Consider the following 25,541-nt stretch of genomic DNA (forward strand, 5'->3'; position numbering starts at 1 on the left):
CAGAAGATGCCCGGATTAAGTTGAAGAGACTTTACCCGGTGCTGCCAGAATAAGCAGATAACCTGTGGCAAGAATTCTAATTTTTTGAGCCATGGATAAAGCTATAGTTCTATTTTCCCGAGCAAAGCAGGGAGGTGGGTTACTATGTGTAAAATTGTCTACTTATTGTAGAAAATCAAAAAACTCAGTTTAGTTGGTGTGACTTTCGCATTCGAATCCGATGTTTGAGAAAGGCTGGTCGATTGACCACATCTTCTTATCAAATGCTGTCGGATGGAGTACTAGTTAAACTCCATATTGCGGTGATTTTATTTGGCATATCGGGTCTTTTTGGTAAGTTGATACCGATAGACCCAAGCCTGATTGTATTTGGTAGGACTCTGATTGGCAGTATCGTTCTTCTTCTGGTTATGGCTGTTACTGGAAAACTAAAGTCGTTGTCGATGACTCGACAGACCTTGGTTGATATGGCTTTAGGTTCTATCCTGGCGTTTCATTGGATTACTTTCTTTCACTCCATACAAGTGTCTTCAGTTGCCATTGGTCTTTTGGCCTTTTCCTCCTCTCCTGTATTTGTAACTCTCCTTGAGCCATTCTTTTACCGTGAAAAGCTTCGCAAGCTGGATCTTGTCACTGCAATGAGTGTGGTTGCAGGCATCTCCATCATATTTCCATTTAGCTCTATAGCGAGTGAGTCAGGCATTGTACAAGGCATTATCTGGGGAGTAATTAGCGCGCTTTTACTGGCGCTGTTATCACTGGCAAATCGAAGTCGAGTTCAGAAGTCGGATCCAATGGAGCTCACGTGCCTTCAAAATATTGGAGCAATGGTAACGGCCCTTCTTATCATGCCAACATCAGAGTGGTTTTTATTGGCAGACTTCAGTGTTGAAATTATGGCTCTTGGATTGATCTGTACAACGTTACCATTGCTGCTTTTTCTTACCAGTTTGCGTCATATCAAAGCACAATTGGTGAGTTTGGTGCTCTGCCTTGAGCCGGTTTACGGTATTATTCTGGCGGCAGTTGTACTGTCTGAAATACCATCCTTAAGAACGCTGCTTGGTGGTGCCGTCATTCTTATCGCCATCACCGTTGGAACTTTGAGCAGTCGCTCGACAACCGCCCATTAATCTATTGGATTTGGATGGGGCAGCTTATATTCTGCAGCAATTTGTTGGGATGTTGGACATGATGAGCAGTGTCACTGAAGAAACTTTGGATATCATCTATCAGGATGAGTGGCTCGTTGCCATTAACAAACCCTCCGGGCTTCTGGTGCACCGTTCTATGATTGATCGCCATGAGAACCGGTTTGCCATTCAACTGCTGCGTGACCAGATAGGACAAAAGGTTTATCCGCTTCACAGGTTGGATAAACCCACTTCCGGTGTGTTGGTATTTGCGTTGTCATCGGAGGTAGCCAGTTTGGCAGGGGAACAGTTTCAGCAAGGAAGCATCAGTAAAACCTACCTTGCTGTTGTGAGAGGTTTTGCGCCAGAGTCGGGTACCATCGACCATCCCTTAAAAGAGAAGCTGGACAAGATAGCTGATAAAAAAGCGCGTAAAGACAAACCCGCTCAAGAAGCCGTGACAGAATTTGAACGATTGGCAATTACTGAAATGCCTGTTGCCATTGACCGGTACCCCTGCAGCCGCTACTCGCTGGTCGAGTTACATCCAAAAACTGGGCGTAAACACCAGATTCGACGTCACATGAAGCACATCGCACACCCTATTATTGGTGACGCCAAACACGGTAAAGGTAACCATAATCGATATTTTGCGACTCACCTTGGGGCTGACCGGCTGCTACTTCACTGCACCAATATGACCATGACTCACCCGGTGACGAATAAAACGATTAAACTCTCTGCATCACTGGATACCGTCCTGGATCAACTCTTTGATCGATTTGGCTGGACAAGCTTTAAGACCAGTGACTAAATAACGCCTTTTCCATTTTGGGATATATTAATGAAAACAGTTGTTTCCGCAGTGCTGGTCTCTTTTGCTCTTTTACTGACAGGTTGTGCAGCGACTCAGGAAAGCGCCCAGTCCAATACAGAGGTTACCCGTCAGTTCAACGGAAGCACACAGAACCCTGATATGGTTTCCAGGCAAACTCTGGAGCTCAGCAAAGCTGGTGTGCTGAAAAATGTTAGAATGACTCGCTCTATCCCTGCTCAGATTACCGCAACCGGCCCAGAAAATGTGCTCTCCTGCATATCGGTTGAGGGAAACAAATGGGTAACTGAGCATAAGGAATGTGAGTACATGGATGAGAATACCTGCACGGATTTGGGTGGTGAATTTAACGCTTGTGCTTCTGCCTGTCGCAATGACCCGGAAGCTGAAATCTGCATCATGATGTGTGTTCCAGTTTGTGGTTTTGCTAACTAACACCTCGCTTTACAACCCCGTGAAGTACTACTTTGCGGGTTCCTCTGTTAAATCTTCCTTTATCTTCACTCGTTGTAATGATGTTAGGTGTTATTACGAGTTTGATTAAAAAGTATCCAATGAATATCCTATTATGAATTAGGTTTTAAATAATTGAATTTATTTAAGCATTTTTCTACTCATATTCAGCGACCCATAAATTACCCGATAAATAACCAATTATTATTTATCGCTTTGGCCTATGAAGACACTGCAAAATTTATCCAATTACACCTTTAGCAGTTACCAGCTAGGCCTGTTCCGTCAGCTGGGAGAATTCAAAGGGCGTCAGCTGGTGACGGTACGTCAGCAGCCAGAAGTATTGGACACCCTTCGGCAGATTGCAGTGCTGGAATCCGTAGAATACAGCAGCCGCCTTGATGGCATCACGGTCAGCCGAGAGTTGGTGCGTAGGTTGGTTCATAAGGAATTCCAGCCGGTTCTGGCTATTGAAAGCCAGATTGCAGGCTATCGTGACAGCCTGGACATGGTCGTAGAGCCGGGCGAGCATATGACGTTATCAGTCAGCTTGATCCGCCAACTGCATACTATGCTTTACCATCATCTTCCCCATGAGGGCGGCCGCTGGCGAGTCACTAATAAAGAAATTGTTGAGCGAGACTCTCGTGGGCAAAAAGTCGGTATTCTCTATCGAACGATCCCTGCATCTTCTATCGCTGGCGCTATGGAAGAGCTGATTGCCCTTTACCACGAAGGATTACAGCAACAGGTAGAACCTCTGTTATTAATTCCAGCCGTGGTATTGGACTTTCTCTGCATTCATCCGTTCAGTGACGGCAACTCACGCATAGCATGGCTCATAATGTCGATGATGCTGGCATTGAGTGGTTATCGAGTGGCTGAATTGATCAGCCTTGAGAGACTGTTTGTCCGGCACGAGCAATCTTACAAAAGAGCGTTGCAGCTGAGTGTTAAAGGTTGGCATGAGGGAACACACAACCCAATGCCCTGGTGTGATTTCTTCCTGAACACCCTGATCCGTGCTTATGATGAAATGGAAGACAAAATCCATACGCTGCAATGGGAAGGTAGCCGAGCGCCAAAATCCCAATTGATCAGGGGGGCTATTGAACAAACCCGCCGTGCATTTTCCATCGCAGATATCTGTCTGCAAATACCTACGGTCAGTCGAGAATTGGTGAAAAAAGTCGTACAGCAAATGCGCTCAGAAGGGCTTTTAGCACCGGTTGGCAAAGGTCGCGGGGCTCAGTGGCAAAAGAGTCAGTCAGGCTAATTTTTAGTATTTTTGTGTCGTATTTATGCGTGTATACCCCTGAAAGCACTTTTTATAAAATCTCGAGCTTTTAACGCACTACTAATGAGGTGTTTTCTTAAGAAATGATCACCGTTTACTCCGAGCAGCAGGCGCTTCACTGCAATGTGCAGGAAGTTCTCAGTGGCGAACTGATCCCCAGCTTTGAAGTCGCTGAACGAACTGACATTATATTAAGGCATATCAATGCCCGAAATCTGGGCCCGGTGATTGCACCGCATTCGTTTACCCCGGATACCGCTGCTCGTGTTCACACCTCTGAGTATGTGGAGTTTCTTAGCACTGCCTGGCAGCAATGGCTCACCACTTACCCTGATAGCAAACAAGCCATGCCTTACTGCTTTCCGGTAAGAGGTAATCGCGCCATCTGCCCAAAACATATTGAAGGTAAACTCGGTTTTTATTCTTCTGATTTAACGGCTGCGCTTGTCGAAGGCAGCTGGCAGGCTATCTGGTCGGCAGCTGAATGTGCGCTGACAGGGCAACAACTGATTCAACAGGGTGAGCGTTCAGTATTTAGTCTTTGTCGTCCACCTGGGCATCATGCTACTCAGGATCAAATGGGCGGGTATTGTTATCTGAACAATGTCGCAATGGCCGCTCAGGCTTATCTGGATAATGGTTGCCAACGCGTAGCGATTCTGGATGTGGATTACCATCATGGTAATGGCACTCAATCCATTTTTTACGATCGATCTGACGTCTTCTTCACTTCTGTTCACGCTGACCCGGCATGGGATTATCCGCACTTTCTGGGTTATGCCGATGAAGCTGGTGAAGGCGAAGGTCAGGGTTTCAACTTGAATCTACCGCTGGCTCTGGGCAGTCATTGGTCTGACTATCAACCTGTATTGCAGAACGCAATAAATGCCATTTCAAACTACCAGCCGGATGTGCTTTTGGTTTCTCTGGGGCTGGACAGCTACGAGCAGGATCCAATCTCCTTCTTCAAATTGCAATCTGATGATTACACGACGATGGGCAAAATAATTGCGGAGTTGAAGTTACCGACTCACTTTGTCTTTGAGGGTGGGTATGCGGTTGATGCCCTTGGCAGAAATACTGTCAATGTGCTTGAAGGCTTTAAAAAGTTTGGAGCTTAAACTGGCTCTATACAGGGGAGCAGCCTCACGGCTGCAAGTGCTTAACTTTCAGCAGGAGTAATAATTGTTGAAAGCGTTGATTTCTGGTTTGTTGTCTGTAGCGGTTTCTGTGTCTGTCATGGCAGAAGAGAAACCACAGTTAAATGTCTATAACTGGTCTCACTATATTGCTGAGAATACCGTGTCTGATTTTCAGAAAGCCACCGGTATAGAAGTCACTTACAGTTTGTATGACAGCAATGAAATGCTGGAAGGTAAGCTGTTGGCTGGCCGTTCAGGATTTGATGTAGTGGTGCCTTCTGGCTACTTTGTGCCGAAGCAGATTCAGGCTGGTGTTTACGAAGAACTGGATCGTAGCAAAATTCCAAACTGGAAAAACCTCGACCCTTTCCTGATGGAAAAGCTGTCTGCTTTTGATCAGGGTAATCGCTTCACCATTCCTTACCTGTGGGGAACCACTGGTATTGGGTATAACCCGGAAAAAGTTAAAGGGGTGTTGGGTGAAGATGCGTCGCTGGATAGTTGGTCTCTCATTTTTGATCCAGAAAAGATCAGTAAACTGTCATCCTGTGGCGTTGCTATTCTGGATGAACCCACCGAAGTTCTGGCAACGATTCTTGCTTACCTTGGCAAAGATCCAAACAGCAAGAATATAACGGATTGGAAACTGGCGGGTGATCATCTAGCTAAACTGATTCCTCATGTTCAGTACATCAGTTCATCCCGTTTTGTGGATGGTCTGGCGGGCGGTGATCTTTGTGTAGCAATGGGGTATTCCGGCGGCGTATTTCAGGCAGCGGCTTCAGGGAAAGCAAACGGTGTTGATATCCAATACTTCATTCCAAAAGAAGGCGCCTCACTGTGGTACGACCTTGTGGCTATGCCAAAAGATGCCATGAATAAGGAAAGTGGCTATCAATTCCTGAACTATATTCTGGAGCCTGAAGTCACTGCAGATATCAGTAACTACGTTTCTTACGCAAACGCCAATGCAAAGGCGACACCTTTCGTTGATGAGTCTCTGCGTAAAAATCCGGGGGTTTACCCATCTCAGGAATTGATGGACACCTTGTTTGTGGTGCAACCACCGGCAACGAAGCTTTCTCGTTCGATTACACGAATTTGGAATAAAGCCAAAACAGACAGCAAAAACTGATAGTCAGAAGCCCTCACATTGAGGGCTTTTTTCTGGAACTACGTGAGATTTACATCATTCTTTTAAGTACATCGTGCTCTGGTTTATCAAAGAAGCGATGCTTTAAAGCGCCCAGTATATGAAGAGCAATGATGCCGAGCATAATGTAAGGAATCAGTACGTGGATCTCATGAAATACCCCTGCAAGCTCTTCATTTTTTTCCATCAGACTGGGCATCACCAGATTGAACAGTGGCACATCACGCCCACCGGCACTGGACATCAAGTAGCCACTCAGAGGAACAGCCAGCATCAAAAGATAAAGCAGTACATGTATTAAACTGCCCAACTTTTTCTCATGACTCGGCATGGTTGCCGGAAGTTCGGGTACTTTACTGAGGTGACGCATAACAAGACGGGCCACAAATAAAAACAGTACTAGAACCCCAAAAGACTTATGCCAGTGATAAAGGTCAAACTTGTAGCTGACGGATCGATCAAGCCCGGTCATATACCAACCGACACCGATCAATGCAAGAATCATCAAGCTAGCAACCCAGTGCATAAGGCGCATGGGTACCGTATATTTCTCTGAACTGCTCATCAGATAACCCTATTGTTTTTTATCCGTAATATCGTAATTTATTCTGTGGATTTTAGGCTATATATTTTTATATCGAGCGATTAAAAATCTGGGGTTCACAACGCGGAGAGGTGACAGTTCTGCCTCGAAATCCTATTAATGGATTGGTCCAGATCTTTTTTAGATGAAGGTACAAACATCATTAATTGACCTTCGGTATCCATCAGTTTTATGCGATCGGCCTCTCTGGTTAAAATAAATACATTGCTATGATCGTTCTGACTTTTAAGTTCCCAGTTGTTTTGTTTTTCTCGCACACTTCCGGTGACTTGATAAAGCTCGCAGTTGCTGTCAGAGACCAGTAAGGCAAATTGATTGGGTTTATCCAACTTCAGGCTACCAAAAGGCTTTTCATCATCACTATTTTCCAACAACCAATAGCCAGAGGGCTGAGCTACTTCTGCGGCAACAATACTGGACAACAGTAAGCCGAAAATTAGGAGGCAGGATGTTTGAAAAGAAAAGCGCATTAAAATACTTCCATCAATATCAATTGGTGGAAGTATAGAGCTAGAAATAAATGACTTTAGTGCTAACTATTAGGACTAAGCGGAAAGCGCTCCCAGAGCCGCCGGGTATTTGGCATCGATATCTTCATTTGAAGTGACAGTCAGCCCAAGATCACTGACCAGACCATCTTTCAAACCGTAGATCCAACTGTGCACTGCCAGTTTTTGCCCTCTATCCCAGGCATCCTGAACAATGGTGGTCTGGCAAACGTTCAATACTTGTTCAAGAACATTCAGCTCACACATCCTTTGGAACTGTTCGTCATCGGTACCGGCGTTGTTTAGTAGTTGGATATGTTTCTTTTTAACGTCCTGAACGTGTCTCAGCCAGTTATCAATCAAGCCAAGCTTGGAGTTATTCATGGCTTCACGCACACCGCCACAACCGTAATGACCGGTGACAATAATGTGCTCAACTTTCAGATAATCCACGGCGTATTGCAGAACGGAGAGGCAGTTCAGGTCTGTGTGGACAACTACATTGGCAACATTACGGTGTACAAACAATTCGCCTGGCAATAGGTCAACAATCTCGTTGGCGGGAACTCGGCTGTCGGAGCAACCTATCCAGAGGTACTTTGGTGCCTGCTGTTTTGAGAGATTTTCGAAAAAATCGGGCTGTTGCTCACGAATAGACTTGGACCATTGTTTATTCTTTTCAAGCAGGTTTTCCAGACTCGGCATAGGCTTTCCTGATCCACGTTTCCTGATTTTTACTTACAGGAGGTTATAGCAACTCCCCTGAAACAACACCAGAAGAGTAGTGTAATTGGATTGTAACCAGGTTGGCGATCTGATTTGGTGCGTCAGGTGTGTGCAGCCGTTTAGAAATGCACTCTCATCGTCTCTCTCAAAGGTTGGCGGGGTAAGGTCGGTTGGGTGGCAAGGCTCTTTTTCTCTCTTTTTATCAATAATTCAATTGGTTATCAGTTTTCTTTCAGTTTGGCACGCTAGCTGCATTAACCACTTCAAGCATTCCTTTCTTACTCATGCGCAAAATGAAAGCACGGCATGAGCTAAGAGCCAGCACTTCCAGGAGGGGATAATGAAGTGGCTTGAGCCGTTACGAGAAAAATCAAAAAGAACCGTCACCCAGTTGGGTAAAGCTGTCGCCATAACAGCGATGGTCGGCGCCGCAACCGTAACCAGCGCAGAAGAGCTGGGCTATCCGGAAAAAGAAGAGCTCACCATCGGCTTTATCAAACTCACCGATATGGCACCCATCGCCATTGCCTATGAAAAAGGCTTTTTTGAAGATGAAGGTCTCTACGTCACCATCGAAGCTCAGGCGAACTGGAAGGTGTTGCTGGACGGCGTTATCGATGGTCGGCTGGATGGCGCTCATATGCTGGCCGGTCAGCCATTAGCGGCAACCATGGGTTTTGGTACCAAGGCTAATATCATCACGCCTTTCTCTATGGATTTAAACGGCAATGGTATTACGGTTTCCAATGAAATCTGGGCGCAGATGAAGCCAAACATTCCAAAAATGGCGGATGGACGACCACAACATCCCATTAAAGCCGATGCGTTAAAACCGGTGGTTGAAAAATACCAATCCGAAGGTAAGCCATTCAACATGGGCATGGTGTTCCCGGTATCGACCCATAACTACGAACTTCGCTATTGGCTGGCTGCTGGCGGTATTCACCCGGGCTTTTATGCGCCCCATAAAGGTGATACTTCCGGGCACATAGACGCCGATGCACTGTTATCAGTAACCCCGCCACCTCAAATGCCGTCTACTATGGAGGCTGGAACCATCTATGGCTACTGTGTCGGTGAGCCTTGGAATCAGCAAGCTGTCTTCAAGAATATTGGGGTGCCGGTGGTTACTGATTATGAAATCTGGAAAAACAATCCGGAGAAAGTTTTTGGTATTACCGAGGGCTTTTATGAGAAGTACCCAAATACCACCATTCGTCTGACCCGCGCATTGATTCGTGCTGCCCAATGGTTGGATGCCAATGAAAATGGCAACCGCCCTGAAGCGGTGGAAATTCTCTCCCAGTCAAACTATGTGGGTGCGGACTATGAAGTGATTGCCAACAGTATGACGGGCACGTTTGAGTATGAGAAAGGCGACAAGCGTCCGGTAGAAGATTTCAACGTCTTTTTCCGCTACTTCGCAACCTACCCTTACTACTCCGACGCCATCTGGTACCTGACACAGATGCGCCGTTGGGGGCAAATATCTGAAGACAAAAGTGATGATTGGTATAAAGAACTGGCTGCCAAGGTCTATCGCCCGGATATCTACGCCAAAGCAGCGCTTTCCCTGATCGAAGAAGATCTGACCATGCCTGAATTCTTCCCGGACTTTGAGACCGAAGATGGCTTCCGTGAGCCGCAGACCCACTTTATCGACAATCTGGTCTATAACGGACAGAAGCCAAACGACTATATCAACCAGTTCAATATCGGGCTGAAGGAAGGTGACAGGATTTAATCCTGTCATTATTAAGGAGTCCAGACTATGTCAGAAGCCACTACAGTGGGTCAGGTTGAATCCAGTAAACAACCGTTGTTGTCTTTGTTGAACGATTTGGTTAGTAAAACAGGCATTACCCCGAAGTCCGTATTCCAAATATTGGTTTTGCCGTTGATTGGTGTGTTTGCTTTCCTGCTGATTTGGTCAGCTGGCGCTCAAAAAGTCGATACGTCTCTAGGTAAATTCCCGGGGCCTGCGGTGGTTTGGGAACAGTTTGGATCGCTTTATAATGAACATGTAACGGAGCGTGAAAAGGCAGGAGCATTCTATGAGCGGCAGGAAAAACGCAATGCGGCTCGTATGGAGAAAGACCCTGACTACATTCCTAAAATCCGTGCGTATACTGGCAAAGAAACCTTCCTTGATCAAATTGGTACCAGCCTCGTTACTGTCATGAGTGGGTTTCTCTTGGCGGCGATGGTTGCGATTCCTCTGGGTATTGCCATCGGTCTTAATAAAACGCTGAGTGCCGCAGTCAACCCGGTGATTCAGATATTTAAACCTGTGTCTCCTCTGGCCTGGTTGCCGTTGGTCACGATGGTGGTCAGTGCAGTGTATGTCAGCCCAGACCCATTGGTGGCCAAGTCGTTTTTAAACTCCATGATTACCGTCATGCTCTGCTGCTTATGGCCCATGGTGATTAATACGTCGGTCGGCGTGTCATCCCTGGATAATGATTTAGTGAACGTTAGTCGTGTATTGAAATTGTCGGCCATCAAGCATGTACAGAAAATTGTATTACCGGCTTCTGTTCCTATGATTTTCACAGGCATGCGGCTATCTCTTGGTGTGGCTTGGATGGTGTTGATCGCCGCAGAAATGTTGGCTCAGAACCCGGGGCTTGGCAAGTTCGTGTGGGATGAATTTCAGAATGGCAGTTCAAACTCTCTGGCTCGGATTATGGTGGCAGTGATTGTGATTGGTGTGATTGGTTTTGGTCTTGATCGAACCATGTTGAGCATCCAGCGTTATGCGTCCTGGGATAAATCAAAGAGCAGTCATTAATAGAAAGTCCAGCCATTAATAGAAGGAGCGGGCGATGAGTACACTACTGGATATCAGCCACATCGACATGGTGTTTGAAACACCGAAAGGGCCATTTACTGCGTTGCAGGGCGTAGATCTTAAAATCGCCGAAGGTGAGTTTGTGTCACTGATCGGCCACTCTGGTTGTGGCAAATCCACCGTATTGAATATTGTTGCCGGCTTGCTGCAGGCAACCAGTGGCGGTGTGATTCTCAACGGTAAAGAGGTTACTGAACCCGGGCCTGAACGGGCGGTCGTTTTTCAAAACCATTCTTTATTACCATGGCTGACGGCGTATCAAAATGTTGAGCTGGCGGTAAAACAAGTCTTTGGCCGTAAGAAAAGCAAATCAGAAATCAAAGAATGGATCGAACACAATCTACAGTTAGTGCATATGGATCACGCCATGCACAAGCGCCCGGATGAAATCAGCGGCGGCATGAAACAGCGGGTTGGTATTGCCAGGGCTTTGGCCATGCAACCTGAAATTCTTTTGATGGATGAGCCCTTTGGTGCATTGGATGCTCTGACAAGAGCCCATATGCAGGACTCATTGATGGAAATCCAACAGGAGTTAAACAACACCGTTATTATGATTACCCATGACGTGGATGAAGCGGTGCTATTGTCTGATCGTATTGTGATGATGAGTAATGGCCCGGCAGCAACGGTGGGTGAGATTCTGGAAATTAACCTTGAGCGCCCGAGGGGGAGGCTGGAGCTGGCTCAAGATCCAGAGTACACAAGGTTACGCTCAGAGGTTTTGAAATTTCTCTATGAAAAGCAGAGGAAAGTTGAGAGCCTTATCAAGAATAAAGGCTCAACAGTAAGTGAAAGCTCGCAACAGAACGTTGCAGCCTAGATTTCGGTTTCTGACTCAGGCGCCGGGTTAGGTTTTTTTTCGACTGTTTTCTGGAGCTCGTTTATGGCTCTGTCCAGATCGGCTAAATATTCCCCTAAGCCTAACTTGCTGAAAGTATCTGATACTTCCTGGTTGGGCTTAGCACTCAGTAATGTTGATTCATTGGGAGGGTTTCCTGTTGCTGTATTGGTCATTGATTTCAGTACCTGAGAGTTTTGATCAGATACAATACGAAAGTTTTTTGCATCATCTTCTGATAATGTGCCATCGCTAGCACGCTGAAAAAACTCGTCAAGTTCTCTTTTATCGCTTTTGGAATTGCTGTGCGGGTCTTTCATCCATGCGGGGAATTCGTTTTTATGCATTACTGAAGTGGGTATTGGCGCATCCTGACGAGGCTTGGCTTTTTCTGCAACTGCCCCATCTGCTTTAAAACCTTCTTTTAGATGACCAAAGCTTTTTGGGTGGATGCGTTTCAGGGGCTGAAACTGGGTTGCTCTGGGAGTGTATGAAGACGCCCCTTTACCATCCTCAGTGGATGAGTTTTTTTCGCAAATTTCTCGACGTTTATTGAACATAGGGTTGTTTAAAAGTTCATTATCTCCGGAAGAAGTTCGGTCAACTTTTGAAGGGACTCTATTTTCAAGCCTAACGGATTGGTTTGGATTAGAATTGACCTTGCTGGGCTCTATTTTTTTTTCAGTACCAGAGGTGCTTAGAGTGCGTCTGAACGCAGTTTTGTCACTGCTATTTTTCTTTGTTTCAGGCGCAACAGAGGAATCTGTCGTCGCAGTATTGAAGGGCTGTTGGCTTATTGCTGAATAATTAATGGACATGGCGTTTCGATTTGAACCTCGGAAGTTATGACGTCATAAACAAGACTTTTCTGACTAGGGAAAGTTCAGATTATTAAGGGGTAAGAGGTTTTACTGATGAGGTAGGTGTAAATGCAGGCAGACTGCAAGCATCGAAGTGACAATAATTCCTGCTCAAACAACAGCGAAAGATCCTGCGCAATGGCTCATCGGAATGATGAGGTAAGTTGCTTTAAGACCATGCATTATAAACCTGTCTTATACGTCATCGGATTACTATTGATGACGCTCGCCGCACTTATGTGCATACCATTTCTGACGAATGTCATTCTTGATACACCCAGTCATCGGATGGCCTTTACGGCTTCACCGCTGATCACCCTTGGTGTTGGATTAGCCTTATGGCGATCGTGCCGAACCGAGTTATTTGGCCTTCGCTCAAGGGAGATTTTTCTACTTACGAACCTGAGTTGGATCATGGTGTGTGTTTTTGGAGCACTACCTTTTATTTTTGAAACTGAAATCAGTTTTACGGATGCTTTTTTTGAAACCATGTCTGGCATAACTACGACCGGCTCAACGGTGTTGGTGGGTCTGGACAGCATGAATCCTGGCATTCTGATGTGGCGATCTGTTCTGCAATGGCTTGGCGGTATTGGTTTTATCGTAATGGCCGTTGCGGTTTTGCCCTTTCTAAAAGTCGGTGGGATGAGGTTGTTTCAGAGCGAATCTTCGGATTGGTCGGAGAAGGTGATGCCCCGCTCTGGCGTCATTGCAAAACGAATTGTGCAGGTTTATATCGGGCTGACTTTTCTCTGTGGCTGGGCTTATCACTTGGGCGGCATGACGATCTTCGAGGCGATCAATCACAGCATGACCACCTTATCAACCGGTGGTTACTCCACCTCAGATGCATCCATGGGGAATTTTGCTAATCCGGCAGTGCACTGGACGGGTACGTTATTCATGCTGTTAGGGAGCCTACCATTTGTTCTGTTGGTGCGGTTTTTCTCCGGCAGTGCAGAGCCGTTGTGGAAAGATTGTCAGGTTCGAGGTTTTTTAAAGCTGCTGGTGTTTGTCTGGTTAACCATGACAATGTGGCTGATATGGAATTCAGAATATTCTGCTTTTGAGGCCTTAACGCTGGTGGCTTTCAATACGACATCTGTCATCAGTACCACAGGTTTCGCTCTGACCGACTATTCTTTATGGGGCGGTTTTGCAGGTGCCTCTTTCTTCTTGTTGTCGTTTATTGGTGGTTGTTCTGGTTCTACCAGCGGTGGCGTAAAAATCTTCCGGTTCCAGTTGGGGCTGAAGCTTTTGGATGTTCAGCTGAAACTCATGAGCCACCCAAGAGCCTGCTTTAGTATTCAATACAATGGTCAGCCAATCACTTCCGAGATTACCCGGTCATTTGTTGGTTTCACTTTCTTCTTTCTGATGCTGACGGGCATTATGACGCTTCTGCTCAGCTTGATGGGTTTGGATTTCATTACCAGTCTAACCGGTGCCGTGACGGCCATTGCCAATGTTGGCCCGGGGCTTGGTGATATTATCGGGCCTGCTGGCAACTTTTCATCGTTACCGGATATGGCTAAGTGGGTTCTGTCTATTGGTATGCTGATGGGGCGTCTCGAAATTATTACCGTTCTGGTGATGTTCACTAAAGCGTACTGGCAGAGATAGGCTTACATTGGCGGTGGCGATGTGAAAGCACAGCCAATGCTCAAGATAATAAACGCAGTGCCAGACATCCATTTACCCAATTGTGAATGGTTAGAATGCAGGCTTATATATTGACCAACCACTGCTGCGATCAGACCAACCAGAATGTTGACGGGTAAGGCTATCGCAATAAAAAGAAGCCCAAGGTAAAAAATGTCAATGTGAGCAGACTGGCTGGTTAAGTCAATAAATTGAGGGAAAAATGCCAGAAAAAGCAGGATCACTTTTGGGTTCAGTACATCAGTCATAATTCCTTGGAGATAAACTTTCCCCAGGGAGTGCCTGAGTGTCTGTTTTGAGCAACGAATGTTGGCTTCATGACACGAGCTTACTTCAGGGTATAAGGTTTTCAGCCCAAGATATCCAAGATAAATCGCACCGGCGTATTTTATCACGGAAAAAATAATGGGAGAGGACGCAATTAATGCAGAAAAGCCCAAGCATGAAATGATGATATGGACTAAGACGCCTGTGTGAACACCGAGAGCAGAAACAACACCAGCCAGTATTCCCTGAGAAGACCCTTTAGTGATGATATAAAGAAGATCAGGCCCTGGCGCCAAAGCAAGCATCAGGCTGGCCAGGAAAAATAGAGTTTGAGACGACCCGAACATGAGTGATTGTCTCTTCACTGTATAGGAGAAAACTTCTTGAGTTTAGTCGCTGTTCGGGTGGTTCGATGAAAAATAAAAGTCAGAGTATTAACTCATTAGAAATGGATGGATGCAGCTGCGTATATTTGGCGAGAGTCAGTTACTTTCAGTTTGTGGTGGTCGTTACTATGTTTCCATTTATGATCACCACTGTTGCTTTGAAATCTCAGGCCAGCCTCCAGATCAATATTGTCAATTTGAAATAGGGCACCACCTTGGACGCCATAAGCGAAATTCCAGCTCTTTTTATAGCTGGCAGAATCCATGCTTGTTTTGCCTTTACCCTGGATTTCTGTCATGCCAAGAGTCCCACCGATAAATGGCTGGAAGTCAGAGCCTTGCATGAAAAGATAGTCTGCAGAAAGTAAAAGGTTTGTCTGTTTGATACTTTTAACTTTAAGCTCCTTGCCACCAGAACGCAGTTTTATATCATCAGGCTTGTACTGGCTGACTGTTATATAGCCTCTTACTTCATCATCCCAGAAGCTGCCAACCCTTAAACCATATGCTGATGTATCATCATCCTTCTTTGATCCAAAGGAACTGGCCTTTACTTTAGTCTGACCATATCCTGCTTCCAGACCAACAAAAATGTCATCTTCATTCCATTCTGCCATAGCAGCAGAGATAGTGATCGCAGTAATAGCTGTACATAGCGTGGTGAGCTTTTTCATGGGGAATTCCAAAAATCTTCCATATCAGGACTCGTAGGATTTATAAACAGCCATTAGGAAAACACCGATTAGTTTGCGCTACCTACTGGCTAGATATAGAGAATTCTTATAGTTCAGATGTGTTAAATTCGCCAAAATCACAGATGTTTTATAGTTATGATTTCTTGCTAGGCCTTACAAACAAAGCCGTAGCAGTATAGTTTTATTGGGAATAAAAAGACTTTTTGAAATGATAGATGACTTTATGGAAGGCAATGAGCAAATAAAAAAGCCATTAAGAAATTTAATCATTACTTAATGGCTTTTAGAAGGCATGTAAAACTACTTAATATGTTTGTCTGCTTCTTTAAAGAAAAGCGCCATGTCATTCCATGGTGTCGTCTTTCTGGTAATTCGTCTGCAGGCCAAGATGGTTTCCATATAAGGAGTACGTCTTTTAAGCTCGACCCAACCTTCGATGCCACTATTTTTCATGGTATAGCTCGTGATAACTGAAAGCATTCAGCTTCCGGGGTGATAATGGGGTGGAGTATAGGAATGCTTGCAGAACTTAAAAAATCAATAAAACTTTGCCACCCTATAAAGTATGCTTATAGCCTGATTTTCAGAATTGAATGGTACTATGGCTTTGCATGAAAGAGGGCTGTTTATCTGCAATTTATTAAAGAATTATCAATTCAAGTGTTCAAAATTGATTTATATTGTTGATTGATGTGATCGAGTTGTCATCAAATGCATATTACCTTGCGCCAGCTGGAAATATTTCGTGCCGTTGCCCAGTTTGGCCGCGTGACCGGTGCCGCTGAAAGTCTCTATATTTCACAACCCGCCGCCAGTATGGCGTTATCTGAATTGGAAAAGCATTTAGGCCCTCTATTCGATCGAAACCAGGGCGCTGGTCTCAAAATGAATGATGCTGGCAGAGCGTTATTGCCAAAAGCCTGTGAACTGATTGATCGGGCAAAAGAGCTGGAAATGCAATTTGCAGGCACAGGTTCCTATAAGTCCGGCTTGCTGGTCATGAATGCAAGCTCAACGATTGGTAATAATCTATTGCCAAAAATGTTGTCTAAATTCAGCAAAGAGAATCAGGGGGTCAGAGTCGAAATGGATATCGATAACACCCGTGTTATCGAACAGAGGATTCTGGATTTCAAAATTGATCTGGCGGTGGTTGAGGGCACCTGCGTTCATCCGGATATTGCCGTTACTACCTGGCTGGCGGATGAGTTAGTCATCATTTGCAGACCAGGCCACCCTCTGGCAAACAAAAGCAATATTCCGCTTACCGCGTTGTCCGATGAGTTCTGGGTGCTGAGAGAGCAGGGGTCAGGTACACGAGAACTGTTCGATGAAATGATAGCGCCTCAATTGAACTCACCGAAAGTAGCGATGATTTTAAATCGCTCTGAAGCGGTCAAACAGGCGGTCAGTGATGGTGTTGGTATCGCTTGTATATCCAGCCTTGCGGCAAAATCTGCACTGGATAGTGGACATATGGCGACTATCGGAGTCATCGGGTTAAACCTCAAACGTCATTTCTATCTAATCGCGCACAAAAAAAAGTACCGAAGTGCAGTTTTTGAGCAGCTCTGTGATTTTATTGTCGGTTGGAGCCCTCTGTAGGTTGCGTTGATCGCTTGTTGATTTGTAAAAAATTCAACAAGTTTAAGTTGCATAAGTTCTATCTTGCACTAAGCGGTGTGATGGTTTGAGCCCGGTTAACCGGTATTTTCAGTATTAAATTTCACAGGTACAAGTGCTGTTGCAGTTGAATGTAGGTAGTAATACCAATATAATGCAGCCCGCTGGGATGTCGGAATTCATCACACTAATAACAGATGCTGACACATTCCAATATTGTTCGTAAAAGACAGTTGTGCGATGTGTAAGCGGTAATCATTTACTCCCGGTTCTCTTGAGATACAAGAGTTCGAGCTGTAGTAACGGAAGTATGTCAGAAGCAAAAGCCTGGAAGCACCAAATGGCAATGCGTAGTGATGAGTGGGCCGGTTTTTGGAAAAACAAAACGGTTCATACTGATCGCCGCCAATACGCATGGCTTCAGTCACCACCGGTTTACCGAGTTGTTGTGGCTCAGTTTGCTGTCTGTACAGTGCTCACTCTTGCACTGCTCCCCCTGGGAACTTATTTTGCGCTGTCATCCTTGTTGGGTGGTTTGTGCTGTGCATTGCCAAATGCGTACTTTGTTGGCAAAGCATTTCGGTATCGCGGAGCTCGCTCCGCAAAACAAATTGTCAGCTCATTCTATCGTGGAGAAGCAGGCAAGTTGGTGTTGACCACCGTCGGTTTTATTCTGATTTTTACACAGGTAAAACCGATAGAGCCGCTGGCACTGTTTGGCGCGTTTGTCGCAGTTCAGTCGGTCAGTTGGTTTGCACCATTGCTGGTGGTTCGCCGGCAAAGTTGAACTAATGAAAGTGTGGATAAAAAAACAGTTTGAACTGTTGTGCTGAGTTAGCTGGAAAGTTAGGTGGAAGAGTTACTTCAAGTTATGACAGGATGCCTCTTAGAGGCGGAGTTGAGCGCTTGAATTAGCTTTGAAAGTAAGAAGTATGATGGACGGTTTACAGGAATAACCATGGCAAATACTGCTACTGAATACATACAGCACCACTTGCAGAATTTGACGTATGGTCAGCTGCCTGCTGGTTATGAGCGTATCGACAACTATGGAAATGCTCAGGGAGTTCTGACTGAGCCAACCTGGACGTTCGCCATCACGTCGGCGGAAGCCAAAGAGATGGGTTTTTGGGCGATTCATGTAGACAGCATGCTTTGGTCCGTATTTCTCGGGTTCGCCTTTGTATTGCTGTTCCGCTATGTGGCTAAGCGTGCGACTACTGGCGTTCCCGGTGGCCTGCAGAATGCTATTGAATCCATTATTGAATTCATTGATACCAGCGTTCGCGAATCGTTCCACGGCAAAAATCCGATGATAGCGCCATTGGCGTTGACCATCTTCGTCTGGATTTTCTTCATGAACTTGATGGACCTGATTCCGGTTGACTGGATTCCGGGGCTTGCCACGTTGGCAGGTGTTCCTTATATGAAGATCGTGCCATCCACTGACCCGAACATCACTATGTCGATGTCCATCAGTGTGTTCTTTATCATGATTTTCTTCTGGATCAAGGTAAAAGGCATCGGTGGTTTATTTGCCGATCTGGCTCTGCACCCGTTCTCCAGTAAGAACCCGGTAGCCAAGGTTGTCCTGATTCCAATCAACCTGCTGCTGGAAACTGTCTCTCTATTAGCGAAACCCGTTTCTCTGGGTCTTCGACTGTTCGGCAACATGTATGCCGGTGAACTGATATTTATCCTGATTGCCATGATTGGTTACGCACAGCTGCCATTGCACTTTGGCTGGGCCGTGCTGCACATTCTGGTTATTACCCTTCAGGCTTACATCTTCATGACACTGACTATTGTTTATCTGAGCAGCGTTCATGAAGATCACTGAGTGATAGAAAGGTAAGTGGGCAGAGTGTGAAAGCAGTTTGCCCACTGGATAGATTAACGACGACTAACCACTAAATCTCACAACACACGACCTGAAAAGTCGGGAGGAAATATGGAACTGGTAGTAGGACTGACTGTAATCAGTGTTGCAATTATGTTGGGTGTGGCTGCACTAGCAACTGGTATTGGCTTTGCACTTCTGGGTGGCAAGTTTCTGGAAGGGTGTGCCCGTCAGCCTGAAACTGCACCAATGCTGCAAACCAAAATGTTCATCGTAGCGGGTCTGCTTGATGCGATCCCAATGATTGCCGTTGGTATCGCCCTGTTCTTCACCTTTGCTAACCCGTTCGTTGGACTGCTGTAAGCAAAGACGTTAATGCCCGACTGGCCTGACGCGTTATGAGTAGCTCTAAATTCTTATAAAGATTTTTAGCGAAAATGACGCCAGGAAAGTACGTAGTACTTTTCGATAGGCGGGCTTACTGTGAAAGCATTAGCCCGCAGTTGTATAAAGTATTGGTACTGAAAGTCGGAAGGCAAGGCTCTGAGACGAGCCAACGACATTAACAAGAAGCAAGAGGTGGTGGCGTGAATTTAAATGCAACTCTGATCGGCCAATCCATCGCTTTTATGTTCTTTGTGTGGTTCTGCATGAAATATGTATGGCCACCGCTGACACAGATACTGAGCGACCGACAGAAAAAAATAGCCGATGGTCTGGCTGCTGCTGATAAAGCAGAAAATGACCTGGCTCAAGCCAATGAAAAAGTCGCTGAACTGCTGAAAGAAGCCAGAGTGGAAGCTCAGGGTATTCTTGAGCTGGCGAACAAACGTGCAAGTCAGATTGTAGACGAAGCAAAAGAACAGGCTCGTGCCGAAGGCGATCGCCTCAAGGCTGCGGCAGCTGCTGAAATTGAGCAGGATGCCAACCGTGCCCGTGAAGCCCTTCGTACCCAGGTGGCCACGCTGGCAGTAGCCGGTGCCGAACGTATTCTGGGCGAACGTCTGGATGAAGCGGCAAATGGTAAGCTGGTTGATGACTTGGCGTCTGAACTTTAAGAGGGCAGGAGATCATGGAATTAACCACATGTGCCCGCCCTTACGCCAAAGCGGCGTTTGAGTATGCCCGTAATGAGTCGCTACTGGCTCGCTGGTCTGAAATGCTGTCACTAAGTGCCAGCGTGACCGCGTACCAGAAAGTAGTTGATATGCTGAGCAACCCTCAACTGAGTGGCGCACAGCAGGCAGATATTATTATCGGGCTTTGCCAGGACAGTCTGGATAAGTCGTTTGAAAACTACCTGCGGGTATTGTCAGAACATCGTCGTTTGCAGCTATTGCCTGAAATCGCGGTTCTGTACGCCCAGTTGAGAGCAGAAGAAGAACGCTCCCAAAAGGTATTTGTGACTTCAGCCTATCCGTTGAGTCAGGCACAGCAAGATAAGCTGGCTGAAAAAATGGCGGCCCGTCTAGGGCGTTCTGTCCAATTGGAGACAGAAATCGACAGTAAAATTATAGGTGGCGTTATCGTCAAAGCGGGTGACATGGTCATTGATGGCAGTCTCCGCGCCCGGCTGAACAAGCTGGCCGATGCGATGATTTCCTGAGTATTGAACCTTTCATGGAGCCACGGCGCTCATGAACCGTAAAGGTACAGTTTTACTCATCATGTGCATCAGCAACAAAGTTCATGGCCATTGGCAGCAGGCGATAGCGTCGGTTTAGAGAATTTAAGCCCAAAGGATTTGGAGTTGATACGCGGCGGCAAGGGAGCGAATCCCAGGAGCTTAGATAGCTAAGTGACTGGGGTGAGTGAGAGCAGCCAACAAAGTAGCAACTTCAAAGGCGACGGGCATAAGACTGTATTTTTTGCGGTAGAGTGAGGCAGGTAAGCTATGCAGCAACTGAATCCTTCCGAGATCAGTGACATCATCAAGAGCCGAATTGAGCAACTTGATGTGTCCAGTGAAGCCCAGAATGAGGGCACGATTGTCAGCGTAACTGACGGTATTGTACGTATTCATGGTCTGGCTGATGCCATGTACGGGGAGATGATTAAATTCCCGGGCAATGTTTACGGCATGGCACTGAACCTTGAGCGCGACTCTGTTGGTACAGTAGTTCTTGGTGACTACGGTGATCTGGCAGAAGGCCAGAAAGTACAATGCACCGGCCGAATCCTTGAAGTGCCAGTAGGTAACGAACTGCTGGGTCGCGTTGTCGACGCACTGGGTACTCCGATTGATGGAAAAGGTGCACTCAACACCACGCAAACTTCTCCTATTGAAAAAGTAGCTCCAGGCGTAATCGCACGTCAGCCAGTTGATGAACCCGTTCAGACTGGTTATAAAGCGGTAGATGCCATGGTGCCAATCGGTCGCGGCCAGCGTGAGCTGATCATCGGTGACCGTCAGACCGGTAAAACCGCACTCGCTATCGATGCCATCATCAACCAGAAAGGCACTGGCGTTAAGTGTGTCTACGTTGCGATTGGTCAGAAGCAATCCACCATTGCTAACGTAGTGCGGAAGCTGGAAGAACACGGCGCGATGGACCACACCATTGTGGTTGCTGCCGGTGCTTCTGACCCTGCGGCTATGCAATTCCTGGCACCATTCGCTGGTTGCTCCATGGGTGAATACTTCCGTGACCGCGGTGAAGACGCTCTGATCGTTTATGATGATCTGACTAAACAAGCTTGGGCTTATCGTCAAATCTCCCTGCTGCTCCGTCGTCCACCAGGCCGTGAAGCATACCCGGGTGACGTCTTCTATCTTCACTCTCGTCTTCTGGAGCGTGCAGCTCGAGTTAATACAGACTACGTTGAAAAGTTCACCAACGGCGAAGTGAAAGGCAAAACCGGTTCCCTGACTGCGCTGCCAATCATTGAAACGCAAGCGGGTGACGTATCTGCTTTCGTACCGACCAACGTAATCTCTATTACCGACGGTCAGATCTTCCTGGAAACTGACCTGTTCAACGCGGGTATTCGTCCTGCGATGAACGCCGGTGTGTCCGTATCCCGGGTAGGTGGTGCTGCTCAGACCAAGATCATCAAGAAATTGGGTGGCGGTATTCGTCTGGCGTTGGCTCAGTATCGTGAACTTCAGGCATTTGCCCAGTTTGCTTCCGATCTGGACGAAGCGACCCGTAAGCAGCTGGAACACGGTCAGCGAGTTACCGAGCTGATGAAGCAGACTCAGTATGCGCCGATGTCGGTTGCAACAATGGGTCTGGTGATTTTCGCTGCAGAGAAAGGTTATCTTGCAGACGTTGCCCTGAACAAGATTGGTGCCTTTGAAGGCGCGTTGATCAGTTATGCCAATGCAGAGCACGCAGCTCTGATGGCGAAGATCAATGAATCCGGTGACTACAACGGCGAGATTGAAGCTGGCCTGAAAGAAGTCATTGAGAAGTTCAAGGCTACCCAGACTTGGTGATTGATATTGTCGGCTTTCCCTTGCTGGGAAAACCGACCTACGAAATAAATGTAGGTCGGTTCACCGTAGGTGAGCCGACAATTAGCCAGCCAACTGCTGGAGGTTAAGAACAGATTATGGCCGGTGCAAAAGAGATAAGGACGCAGATATCGTCCATTAAAAGTACGCAGAAAATCACCAGCGCCATGGAAATGGTGGCGGCGAGTAAAATGCGTAGAGCCCAGGAGCGGATGCAAACCAGCCGCCCTTATGCGGATCGCATTCGTCAGGTGGTAGGACACATTGCCAACGCCAACGCTGAATATGAACACAGCTTCATGGTCGAGCGCGAAGTGAAACGGGTTGGCTACGTTATTGTTTCTACCGACCGTGGCCTGTGCGGAGGCTTGAACATCAACCTGTTCAAGAAAACCGTAGAGGACATGAAGGCCTGGAATGATAAAAACGTTGAGATTGACCTCTGTCTGATTGGCAGCAAAGCCGTCTCCTTCTTCCGCAGTTATGGCGGAAATGTTGTAGCAGCCCTGACCCACATCGGTGATGCACCGAACATTGCCGACCTCATTGGTGGTGTAAAAGTCATGCTGGACAGCTATGAAGATGGGCGGATTGATCGCTTGTTCGTGGTGCAGAATGAATTCGTCAACACCATGACCCAGAAGCCTGACATTTTGCAGCTGCTGCCACTGGTTCCTGATGACGATGAGTCCCTGAAAAGACCATGGGATTATCTGTATGAGCCCGATGCCAAAGAGTTGTTGGATGGTCTGCTGGTGCGCTATATCGAATCTCAGGTATTTCAGGCGGTTGTTGAAAACAATGCCTGTGAACAGGCAGCGCGGATGGTTGCGATGAAGAGCGCCACCGACAACGCCGGTGACCTGATTGATGATTTGCAGCTGGTGTACAACAAGGCTCGACAGTCGGCGATTACACAAGAATTGTCAGAAATTGTAAGCGGCGCCGCTGCGGTATAAAGCGCCCGCAGCCGCATAAAAAGCGCGGTCGGAAAATAGAAGGTGAGGAAAGGCTATGAGTAGCGGTCGTATCGTACAAATTATCGGCGCCGTCATCGACGTCGAATTCCCAAGGGACAGTGTCCCAAAAGTGTATGACGCACTGAATGTAGATGGTAAAGAACTGACTCTGGAAGTTCAGCAGCAGCTGGGTGACGGTGTGGTTCGTGCCATCGCCATGGGTTCCACCGAAGGTGTTTCCCGCGGATTGAATGTTGCCAACACTGGCGCACCTATTCAGGTGCCGGTTGGAACTAAAACCCTCGGACGTATCATGGACGTTCTGGGTAACCCAATTGATGAAAAAGGCCCGATCGGCGAAGAAGAGCGTGCCTCTATTCACCGTAAAGCGCCAAGCTATGCGGATCAGGCATCCAGCAACGAACTGCTGGAAACCGGCATCAAGGTTATCGACCTGGTTTGCCCGTTTGCCAAAGGCGGTAAGGTTGGTCTGTTCGGTGGTGCCGGTGTTGGTAAAACCGTAAACATGATGGAGCTGATCCGTAACATCGCGATCGAGCACTCCGGATTCTCGGTATTTGCTGGTGTTGGTGAGCGTACCCGTGAAGGTAACGACTTCTACCACGAAATGACCGATTCCAACGTAATCGACAAAGTATCCCTTGTGTACGGCCAGATGAACGAGCCACCCGGAAACCGTCTCCGTGTTGCCCTGACTGGTCTGACCATGGCTGAAAAATTCCGTGACGAAGGTCGTGACGTACTGTTGTTCATCGACAACATCTACCGTTACACCCTGGCGGGCACCGAAGTATCTGCACTGTTGGGTCGTATGCCATCTGCGGTAGGCTACCAGCCAACACTGGCGGAAGAGATGGGTGTTCTTCAGGAGCGTATTACTTCTACGAAGACCGGCTCCATTACCTCTATCCAGGCGGTATACGTACCAGCGGATGACTTGACTGACCCGTCTCCTGCTACCACGTTCTCTCACTTGGACGCAACTGTAGTACTGAGCCGTGACATCGCTTCCAAGGGTATTTACCCAGCGATCGACCCACTGGATTCCACCTCGCGTCAGCTGGATCCTCTGGTCATTGGTCAGGAACATTACGATGTGGCTCGTGGCGTTCAGACTGTACTGCAGCGTTACAAAGAACTGAAAGACATCATCGCGATTCTGGGTATGGACGAACTGTCTGAAGAAGACAAACAGACTGTATCCCGTGCTCGTAAGATTGAGCGCTTCTTGTCTCAGCCATTCTTCGTAGCGGAAGTATTCACTGGTTCTCCAGGTAAATACGTGTCTCTGAAAGACACCATCCGTGCATTCAAAGGCATTCTGGAAGGTGAGTACGACGCACTGCCAGAGCAGGCCTTCTACATGGTTGGTTCCATTGACGAAGCGGTTGAGAAAGCCAAGTCCATGTAACCGCTACCCGTTGTCCGATGACCGTTATCCGCAAGAGCGCTGCTTTTTACGGATAACGGAATGCGGTCAACGGATGACGACCCGAAGGGGGAAAACATTATGGCTTTAACCGTAGATTGCGACATCGTAAGCGCCGAAGAAGAGATCTTCAAAGGCCAGGTAGAGATGTTAATCGCTACCGGCGTGATGGGTGATTTGGGTATTTCTCCAGGCCACGCACCATTGCTGACTGAACTGAGCCCTGGCCCAATTCGTCTGGTAACTGAAGGCGGTAATGAAGAAGTCTTCTATGTGTCTGGCGGCTTTCTGGAAGTTCAGCCAACACAAGTAAAGATTCTGGCAGATACAGCACTTCGCGCAGATGACATGAATGAAGCTGCGGCTGAAGAAGCCAAGCGTCAGGCTGAAAAAGCACTTGAGAAGCAAAGCGGTGACTTTGACTACTCCAGAGCGGCAACTCAGTTGGCGGAAGCCGCTGCTCAACTTAGAACGCTTCAGGCGATTCGTAAAAAAATGGGTAAGTGAGCTAGCTGATTTCAAAAAAACCCTGCTATTGCAGGGTTTTTTTATGCGTGATATTTATTACTGGAATAGTTGATCGCAAACTCCAGAAAACTCGTTCCCTCGTTCGGAGTCTGTAGCAAAACTCTCAACCAACTCGTTCCCATGCTCCAGAGGGTGTCGCAAAAGGTATATTGATAAGGATAAAACACTTAATCGTCATCTCCGCGCAGGCGGAGATCCACTGTTCGTGGTAGGTTCCCGCCTACGCGGGAACGACGATATTAGAATATTTAGCCCTTCTCACCCTTTCGCGACAATCTCGCTCCAGCGTGA

Annotated in this window: 26 protein-coding genes; 20 read left to right on the forward strand and 6 right to left on the reverse strand. The window is 46.9% G+C overall.

Features of this window, described 5'->3' with window-relative positions:
- Positions 1 to 242 precede the first annotated feature (242 nt).
- The 6 genes from AKL11_RS06950 to AKL11_RS06975 all read left to right on the forward strand — a co-directional run bounded on the left by AKL11_RS06950 (position 243) and on the right by AKL11_RS06975 (position 5,995).
- On the forward strand, positions 243 to 1,133 hold the full coding sequence (locus AKL11_RS06950; protein WP_157673449.1) for a DMT family transporter: 891 nt from the start codon (positions 243 to 245) through the stop codon (positions 1,131 to 1,133).
- Between the two features lie 58 nt (positions 1,134 to 1,191).
- Positions 1,192 to 1,947 carry a tRNA pseudouridine(65) synthase TruC gene (gene truC, locus AKL11_RS06955; protein WP_245673254.1) on the forward strand — a complete coding sequence of 252 codons (756 nt, stop codon included), beginning with the start codon at positions 1,192 to 1,194 and terminating at the stop codon, positions 1,945 to 1,947.
- 30 nt (positions 1,948 to 1,977) lie between these two features.
- Positions 1,978 to 2,403, forward strand: a complete 426-nt coding sequence (locus AKL11_RS06960) for a YajG family lipoprotein (RefSeq protein ID WP_067515863.1) — start codon at positions 1,978 to 1,980, stop codon at positions 2,401 to 2,403.
- 241 nt (positions 2,404 to 2,644) lie between these two features.
- Entirely contained in the window at positions 2,645 to 3,697 is a 1,053-nt protein-coding gene (locus AKL11_RS06965) for a Fic family protein (protein WP_067515864.1), read from the forward strand.
- A gap of 104 nt (positions 3,698 to 3,801) precedes the next feature.
- Entirely contained in the window at positions 3,802 to 4,839 is a 1,038-nt protein-coding gene (locus AKL11_RS06970) for a histone deacetylase family protein (protein WP_067515865.1), read from the forward strand.
- A 64-nt stretch (positions 4,840 to 4,903) separates the two neighbouring features.
- Entirely contained in the window at positions 4,904 to 5,995 is a 1,092-nt protein-coding gene (locus AKL11_RS06975; RefSeq protein WP_157673450.1) for a polyamine ABC transporter substrate-binding protein, read from the forward strand.
- 49 nt (positions 5,996 to 6,044) lie between these two features.
- Here AKL11_RS06975 and AKL11_RS06980 read toward each other — a convergent pair whose 3' ends face one another.
- The 3 genes from AKL11_RS06980 to can form a co-directional block, all read right to left on the reverse strand.
- A complete protein-coding gene (locus AKL11_RS06980; RefSeq protein ID WP_067515866.1) occupies positions 6,045 to 6,578 on the reverse strand; it encodes a cytochrome b in 534 nt (177 codons plus the stop codon).
- Positions 6,579 to 6,673: 95 nt separating this feature from the next.
- Positions 6,674 to 7,087, reverse strand: a complete 414-nt coding sequence (locus AKL11_RS06985) for a hypothetical protein (RefSeq protein ID WP_067515867.1) — start codon at positions 7,085 to 7,087, stop codon at positions 6,674 to 6,676.
- A 75-nt stretch (positions 7,088 to 7,162) separates the two neighbouring features.
- Complete coding sequence (gene can / locus AKL11_RS06990) at positions 7,163 to 7,810, reverse strand: carbonate dehydratase (RefSeq protein WP_067515868.1); 648 nt, start codon at positions 7,808 to 7,810, stop codon at positions 7,163 to 7,165.
- A 439-nt stretch (positions 7,811 to 8,249) separates the two neighbouring features.
- Here can and AKL11_RS06995 point away from each other — a divergent pair, with 439 nt between their 5' ends.
- Genes AKL11_RS06995 through AKL11_RS07005 form a run of 3 tightly spaced genes read left to right on the forward strand, consistent with a single transcriptional unit; the run spans position 8,250 to position 11,505 of the window.
- Entirely contained in the window at positions 8,250 to 9,575 is a 1,326-nt protein-coding gene (locus tag AKL11_RS06995) for a CmpA/NrtA family ABC transporter substrate-binding protein (protein ID WP_245673278.1), read from the forward strand.
- Between the two features lie 27 nt (positions 9,576 to 9,602).
- Positions 9,603 to 10,622, forward strand: coding sequence for an ABC transporter permease (locus AKL11_RS07000; protein WP_095210233.1), 1,020 nt, complete (start codon positions 9,603 to 9,605; stop codon positions 10,620 to 10,622).
- Between the two features lie 34 nt (positions 10,623 to 10,656).
- Entirely contained in the window at positions 10,657 to 11,505 is an 849-nt protein-coding gene (locus AKL11_RS07005; protein ID WP_067515870.1) for an ABC transporter ATP-binding protein, read from the forward strand.
- On the opposite strand, the gene AKL11_RS07010 is transcribed toward AKL11_RS07005, so the two are convergent.
- On the reverse strand, positions 11,502 to 12,341 hold the full coding sequence (locus AKL11_RS07010; RefSeq protein WP_067515871.1) for a hypothetical protein: 840 nt from the start codon (positions 12,339 to 12,341) through the stop codon (positions 11,502 to 11,504). The two genes, AKL11_RS07005 and AKL11_RS07010, sit on opposite strands and share 4 nt — an antisense overlap.
- A 261-nt stretch (positions 12,342 to 12,602) precedes the next feature.
- On the opposite strand from AKL11_RS07010, the gene AKL11_RS07015 reads away from it, so the two are divergent.
- Positions 12,603 to 14,006, forward strand: coding sequence for a TrkH family potassium uptake protein (locus tag AKL11_RS07015; protein ID WP_301335650.1), 1,404 nt, complete (start codon positions 12,603 to 12,605; stop codon positions 14,004 to 14,006).
- Between the two features lie 2 nt (positions 14,007 to 14,008).
- On the opposite strand, the gene AKL11_RS07020 is transcribed toward AKL11_RS07015, so the two are convergent.
- Positions 14,009 to 14,659 (reverse strand): LysE family translocator, encoded by a 651-nt coding sequence (locus tag AKL11_RS07020; protein ID WP_067515872.1) that lies wholly within the window; start codon positions 14,657 to 14,659, stop codon positions 14,009 to 14,011.
- Between the two features lie 95 nt (positions 14,660 to 14,754).
- Positions 14,755 to 15,372, reverse strand: coding sequence for an outer membrane beta-barrel protein (locus tag AKL11_RS07025; protein ID WP_067515873.1), 618 nt, complete (start codon positions 15,370 to 15,372; stop codon positions 14,755 to 14,757).
- Between the two features lie 732 nt (positions 15,373 to 16,104).
- On the opposite strand from AKL11_RS07025, the gene AKL11_RS07035 reads away from it, so the two are divergent.
- The 10 genes from AKL11_RS07035 (at position 16,105) to AKL11_RS07080 (ending at position 25,229) form a co-directional block, all read left to right on the forward strand.
- The gene (locus AKL11_RS07035) at positions 16,105 to 16,998 is read left to right on the forward strand and encodes a LysR substrate-binding domain-containing protein (RefSeq protein ID WP_067515875.1); all 894 of its coding nucleotides are present in this window, start codon (positions 16,105 to 16,107) and stop codon (positions 16,996 to 16,998) included.
- Between the two features lie 328 nt (positions 16,999 to 17,326).
- Positions 17,327 to 17,803 carry a F0F1 ATP synthase subunit I gene (locus AKL11_RS07040; RefSeq protein WP_245673251.1) on the forward strand — a complete coding sequence of 159 codons (477 nt, stop codon included), beginning with the start codon at positions 17,327 to 17,329 and terminating at the stop codon, positions 17,801 to 17,803.
- Positions 17,804 to 17,974: 171 nt separating this feature from the next.
- Positions 17,975 to 18,856, forward strand: coding sequence for a F0F1 ATP synthase subunit A (atpB, locus tag AKL11_RS07045; RefSeq protein WP_067515876.1), 882 nt, complete (start codon positions 17,975 to 17,977; stop codon positions 18,854 to 18,856).
- Positions 18,857 to 18,967: 111 nt separating this feature from the next.
- Complete coding sequence (gene atpE / locus AKL11_RS07050; RefSeq protein ID WP_067515877.1) at positions 18,968 to 19,219, forward strand: F0F1 ATP synthase subunit C; 252 nt, start codon at positions 18,968 to 18,970, stop codon at positions 19,217 to 19,219.
- Between the two features lie 224 nt (positions 19,220 to 19,443).
- A complete protein-coding gene (locus AKL11_RS07055) occupies positions 19,444 to 19,914 on the forward strand; it encodes a F0F1 ATP synthase subunit B (RefSeq protein WP_067515878.1) in 471 nt (156 codons plus the stop codon).
- A 14-nt stretch (positions 19,915 to 19,928) separates the two neighbouring features.
- Positions 19,929 to 20,462, forward strand: a complete 534-nt coding sequence (locus AKL11_RS07060; protein WP_095210234.1) for a F0F1 ATP synthase subunit delta — start codon at positions 19,929 to 19,931, stop codon at positions 20,460 to 20,462.
- Positions 20,463 to 20,750: 288 nt separating this feature from the next.
- Positions 20,751 to 22,295: a F0F1 ATP synthase subunit alpha gene (gene atpA, locus AKL11_RS07065; protein ID WP_067515880.1), complete on the forward strand. Its 1,545-nt coding sequence runs from the start codon at positions 20,751 to 20,753 to the stop codon at positions 22,293 to 22,295.
- A 116-nt stretch (positions 22,296 to 22,411) separates the two neighbouring features.
- Positions 22,412 to 23,272 carry a F0F1 ATP synthase subunit gamma gene (gene atpG / locus AKL11_RS07070; protein WP_067515881.1) on the forward strand — a complete coding sequence of 287 codons (861 nt, stop codon included), beginning with the start codon at positions 22,412 to 22,414 and terminating at the stop codon, positions 23,270 to 23,272.
- 55 nt (positions 23,273 to 23,327) lie between these two features.
- Positions 23,328 to 24,704 (forward strand): F0F1 ATP synthase subunit beta, encoded by a 1,377-nt coding sequence (atpD, locus tag AKL11_RS07075; protein WP_067515882.1) that lies wholly within the window; start codon positions 23,328 to 23,330, stop codon positions 24,702 to 24,704.
- 99 nt (positions 24,705 to 24,803) lie between these two features.
- Positions 24,804 to 25,229 carry a F0F1 ATP synthase subunit epsilon gene (locus AKL11_RS07080; RefSeq protein ID WP_067516026.1) on the forward strand — a complete coding sequence of 142 codons (426 nt, stop codon included), beginning with the start codon at positions 24,804 to 24,806 and terminating at the stop codon, positions 25,227 to 25,229.
- Positions 25,230 to 25,541: the final 312 nt, after the last annotated feature.

The sequence above is a fragment of the Endozoicomonas ascidiicola genome, assembly GCF_001646945.1.
GTDB classification, from domain to species: domain Bacteria; phylum Pseudomonadota; class Gammaproteobacteria; order Pseudomonadales; family Endozoicomonadaceae; genus Endozoicomonas; species Endozoicomonas ascidiicola.

Coding starts and splice junctions, on each gene's coding strand:
- AKL11_RS07015 (WP_301335650.1), top strand. CDS start 12,603: ATGACGCTCGCCGCACTTATGTGCATACCATTTCTGACGAATGTCATT.
- AKL11_RS06960 (WP_067515863.1), top strand. CDS start 1,978: ATGAAAACAGTTGTTTCCGCAGTGCTGGTCTCTTTTGCTCTTTTACTG.
- atpG (WP_067515881.1), top strand. CDS start 22,412: ATGGCCGGTGCAAAAGAGATAAGGACGCAGATATCGTCCATTAAAAGT.
- AKL11_RS07060 (WP_095210234.1), top strand. CDS start 19,929: ATGGAATTAACCACATGTGCCCGCCCTTACGCCAAAGCGGCGTTTGAG.
- AKL11_RS07080 (WP_067516026.1), top strand. CDS start 24,804: ATGGCTTTAACCGTAGATTGCGACATCGTAAGCGCCGAAGAAGAGATC.
- AKL11_RS07020 (WP_067515872.1), bottom strand. CDS start 14,659: ATGTTCGGGTCGTCTCAAACTCTATTTTTCCTGGCCAGCCTGATGCTT.
- AKL11_RS07010 (WP_067515871.1), bottom strand. CDS start 12,341: ATGTCCATTAATTATTCAGCAATAAGCCAACAGCCCTTCAATACTGCG.
- AKL11_RS06970 (WP_067515865.1), top strand. CDS start 3,802: ATGATCACCGTTTACTCCGAGCAGCAGGCGCTTCACTGCAATGTGCAG.
- AKL11_RS07005 (WP_067515870.1), top strand. CDS start 10,657: ATGAGTACACTACTGGATATCAGCCACATCGACATGGTGTTTGAAACA.
- AKL11_RS07025 (WP_067515873.1), bottom strand. CDS start 15,372: ATGAAAAAGCTCACCACGCTATGTACAGCTATTACTGCGATCACTATC.
- AKL11_RS07000 (WP_095210233.1), top strand. CDS start 9,603: ATGTCAGAAGCCACTACAGTGGGTCAGGTTGAATCCAGTAAACAACCG.
- atpA (WP_067515880.1), top strand. CDS start 20,751: ATGCAGCAACTGAATCCTTCCGAGATCAGTGACATCATCAAGAGCCGA.
- truC (WP_245673254.1), top strand. CDS start 1,192: ATGATGAGCAGTGTCACTGAAGAAACTTTGGATATCATCTATCAGGAT.
- AKL11_RS07035 (WP_067515875.1), top strand. CDS start 16,105: ATGCATATTACCTTGCGCCAGCTGGAAATATTTCGTGCCGTTGCCCAG.
- AKL11_RS06985 (WP_067515867.1), bottom strand. CDS start 7,087: ATGCGCTTTTCTTTTCAAACATCCTGCCTCCTAATTTTCGGCTTACTG.
- AKL11_RS06995 (WP_245673278.1), top strand. CDS start 8,250: ATGGTCGGCGCCGCAACCGTAACCAGCGCAGAAGAGCTGGGCTATCCG.
- atpB (WP_067515876.1), top strand. CDS start 17,975: ATGGCAAATACTGCTACTGAATACATACAGCACCACTTGCAGAATTTG.
- AKL11_RS07040 (WP_245673251.1), top strand. CDS start 17,327: ATGTCAGAAGCAAAAGCCTGGAAGCACCAAATGGCAATGCGTAGTGAT.
- can (WP_067515868.1), bottom strand. CDS start 7,810: ATGCCGAGTCTGGAAAACCTGCTTGAAAAGAATAAACAATGGTCCAAG.
- AKL11_RS06965 (WP_067515864.1), top strand. CDS start 2,645: ATGAAGACACTGCAAAATTTATCCAATTACACCTTTAGCAGTTACCAG.
- atpD (WP_067515882.1), top strand. CDS start 23,328: ATGAGTAGCGGTCGTATCGTACAAATTATCGGCGCCGTCATCGACGTC.
- AKL11_RS06980 (WP_067515866.1), bottom strand. CDS start 6,578: ATGAGCAGTTCAGAGAAATATACGGTACCCATGCGCCTTATGCACTGG.
- atpE (WP_067515877.1), top strand. CDS start 18,968: ATGGAACTGGTAGTAGGACTGACTGTAATCAGTGTTGCAATTATGTTG.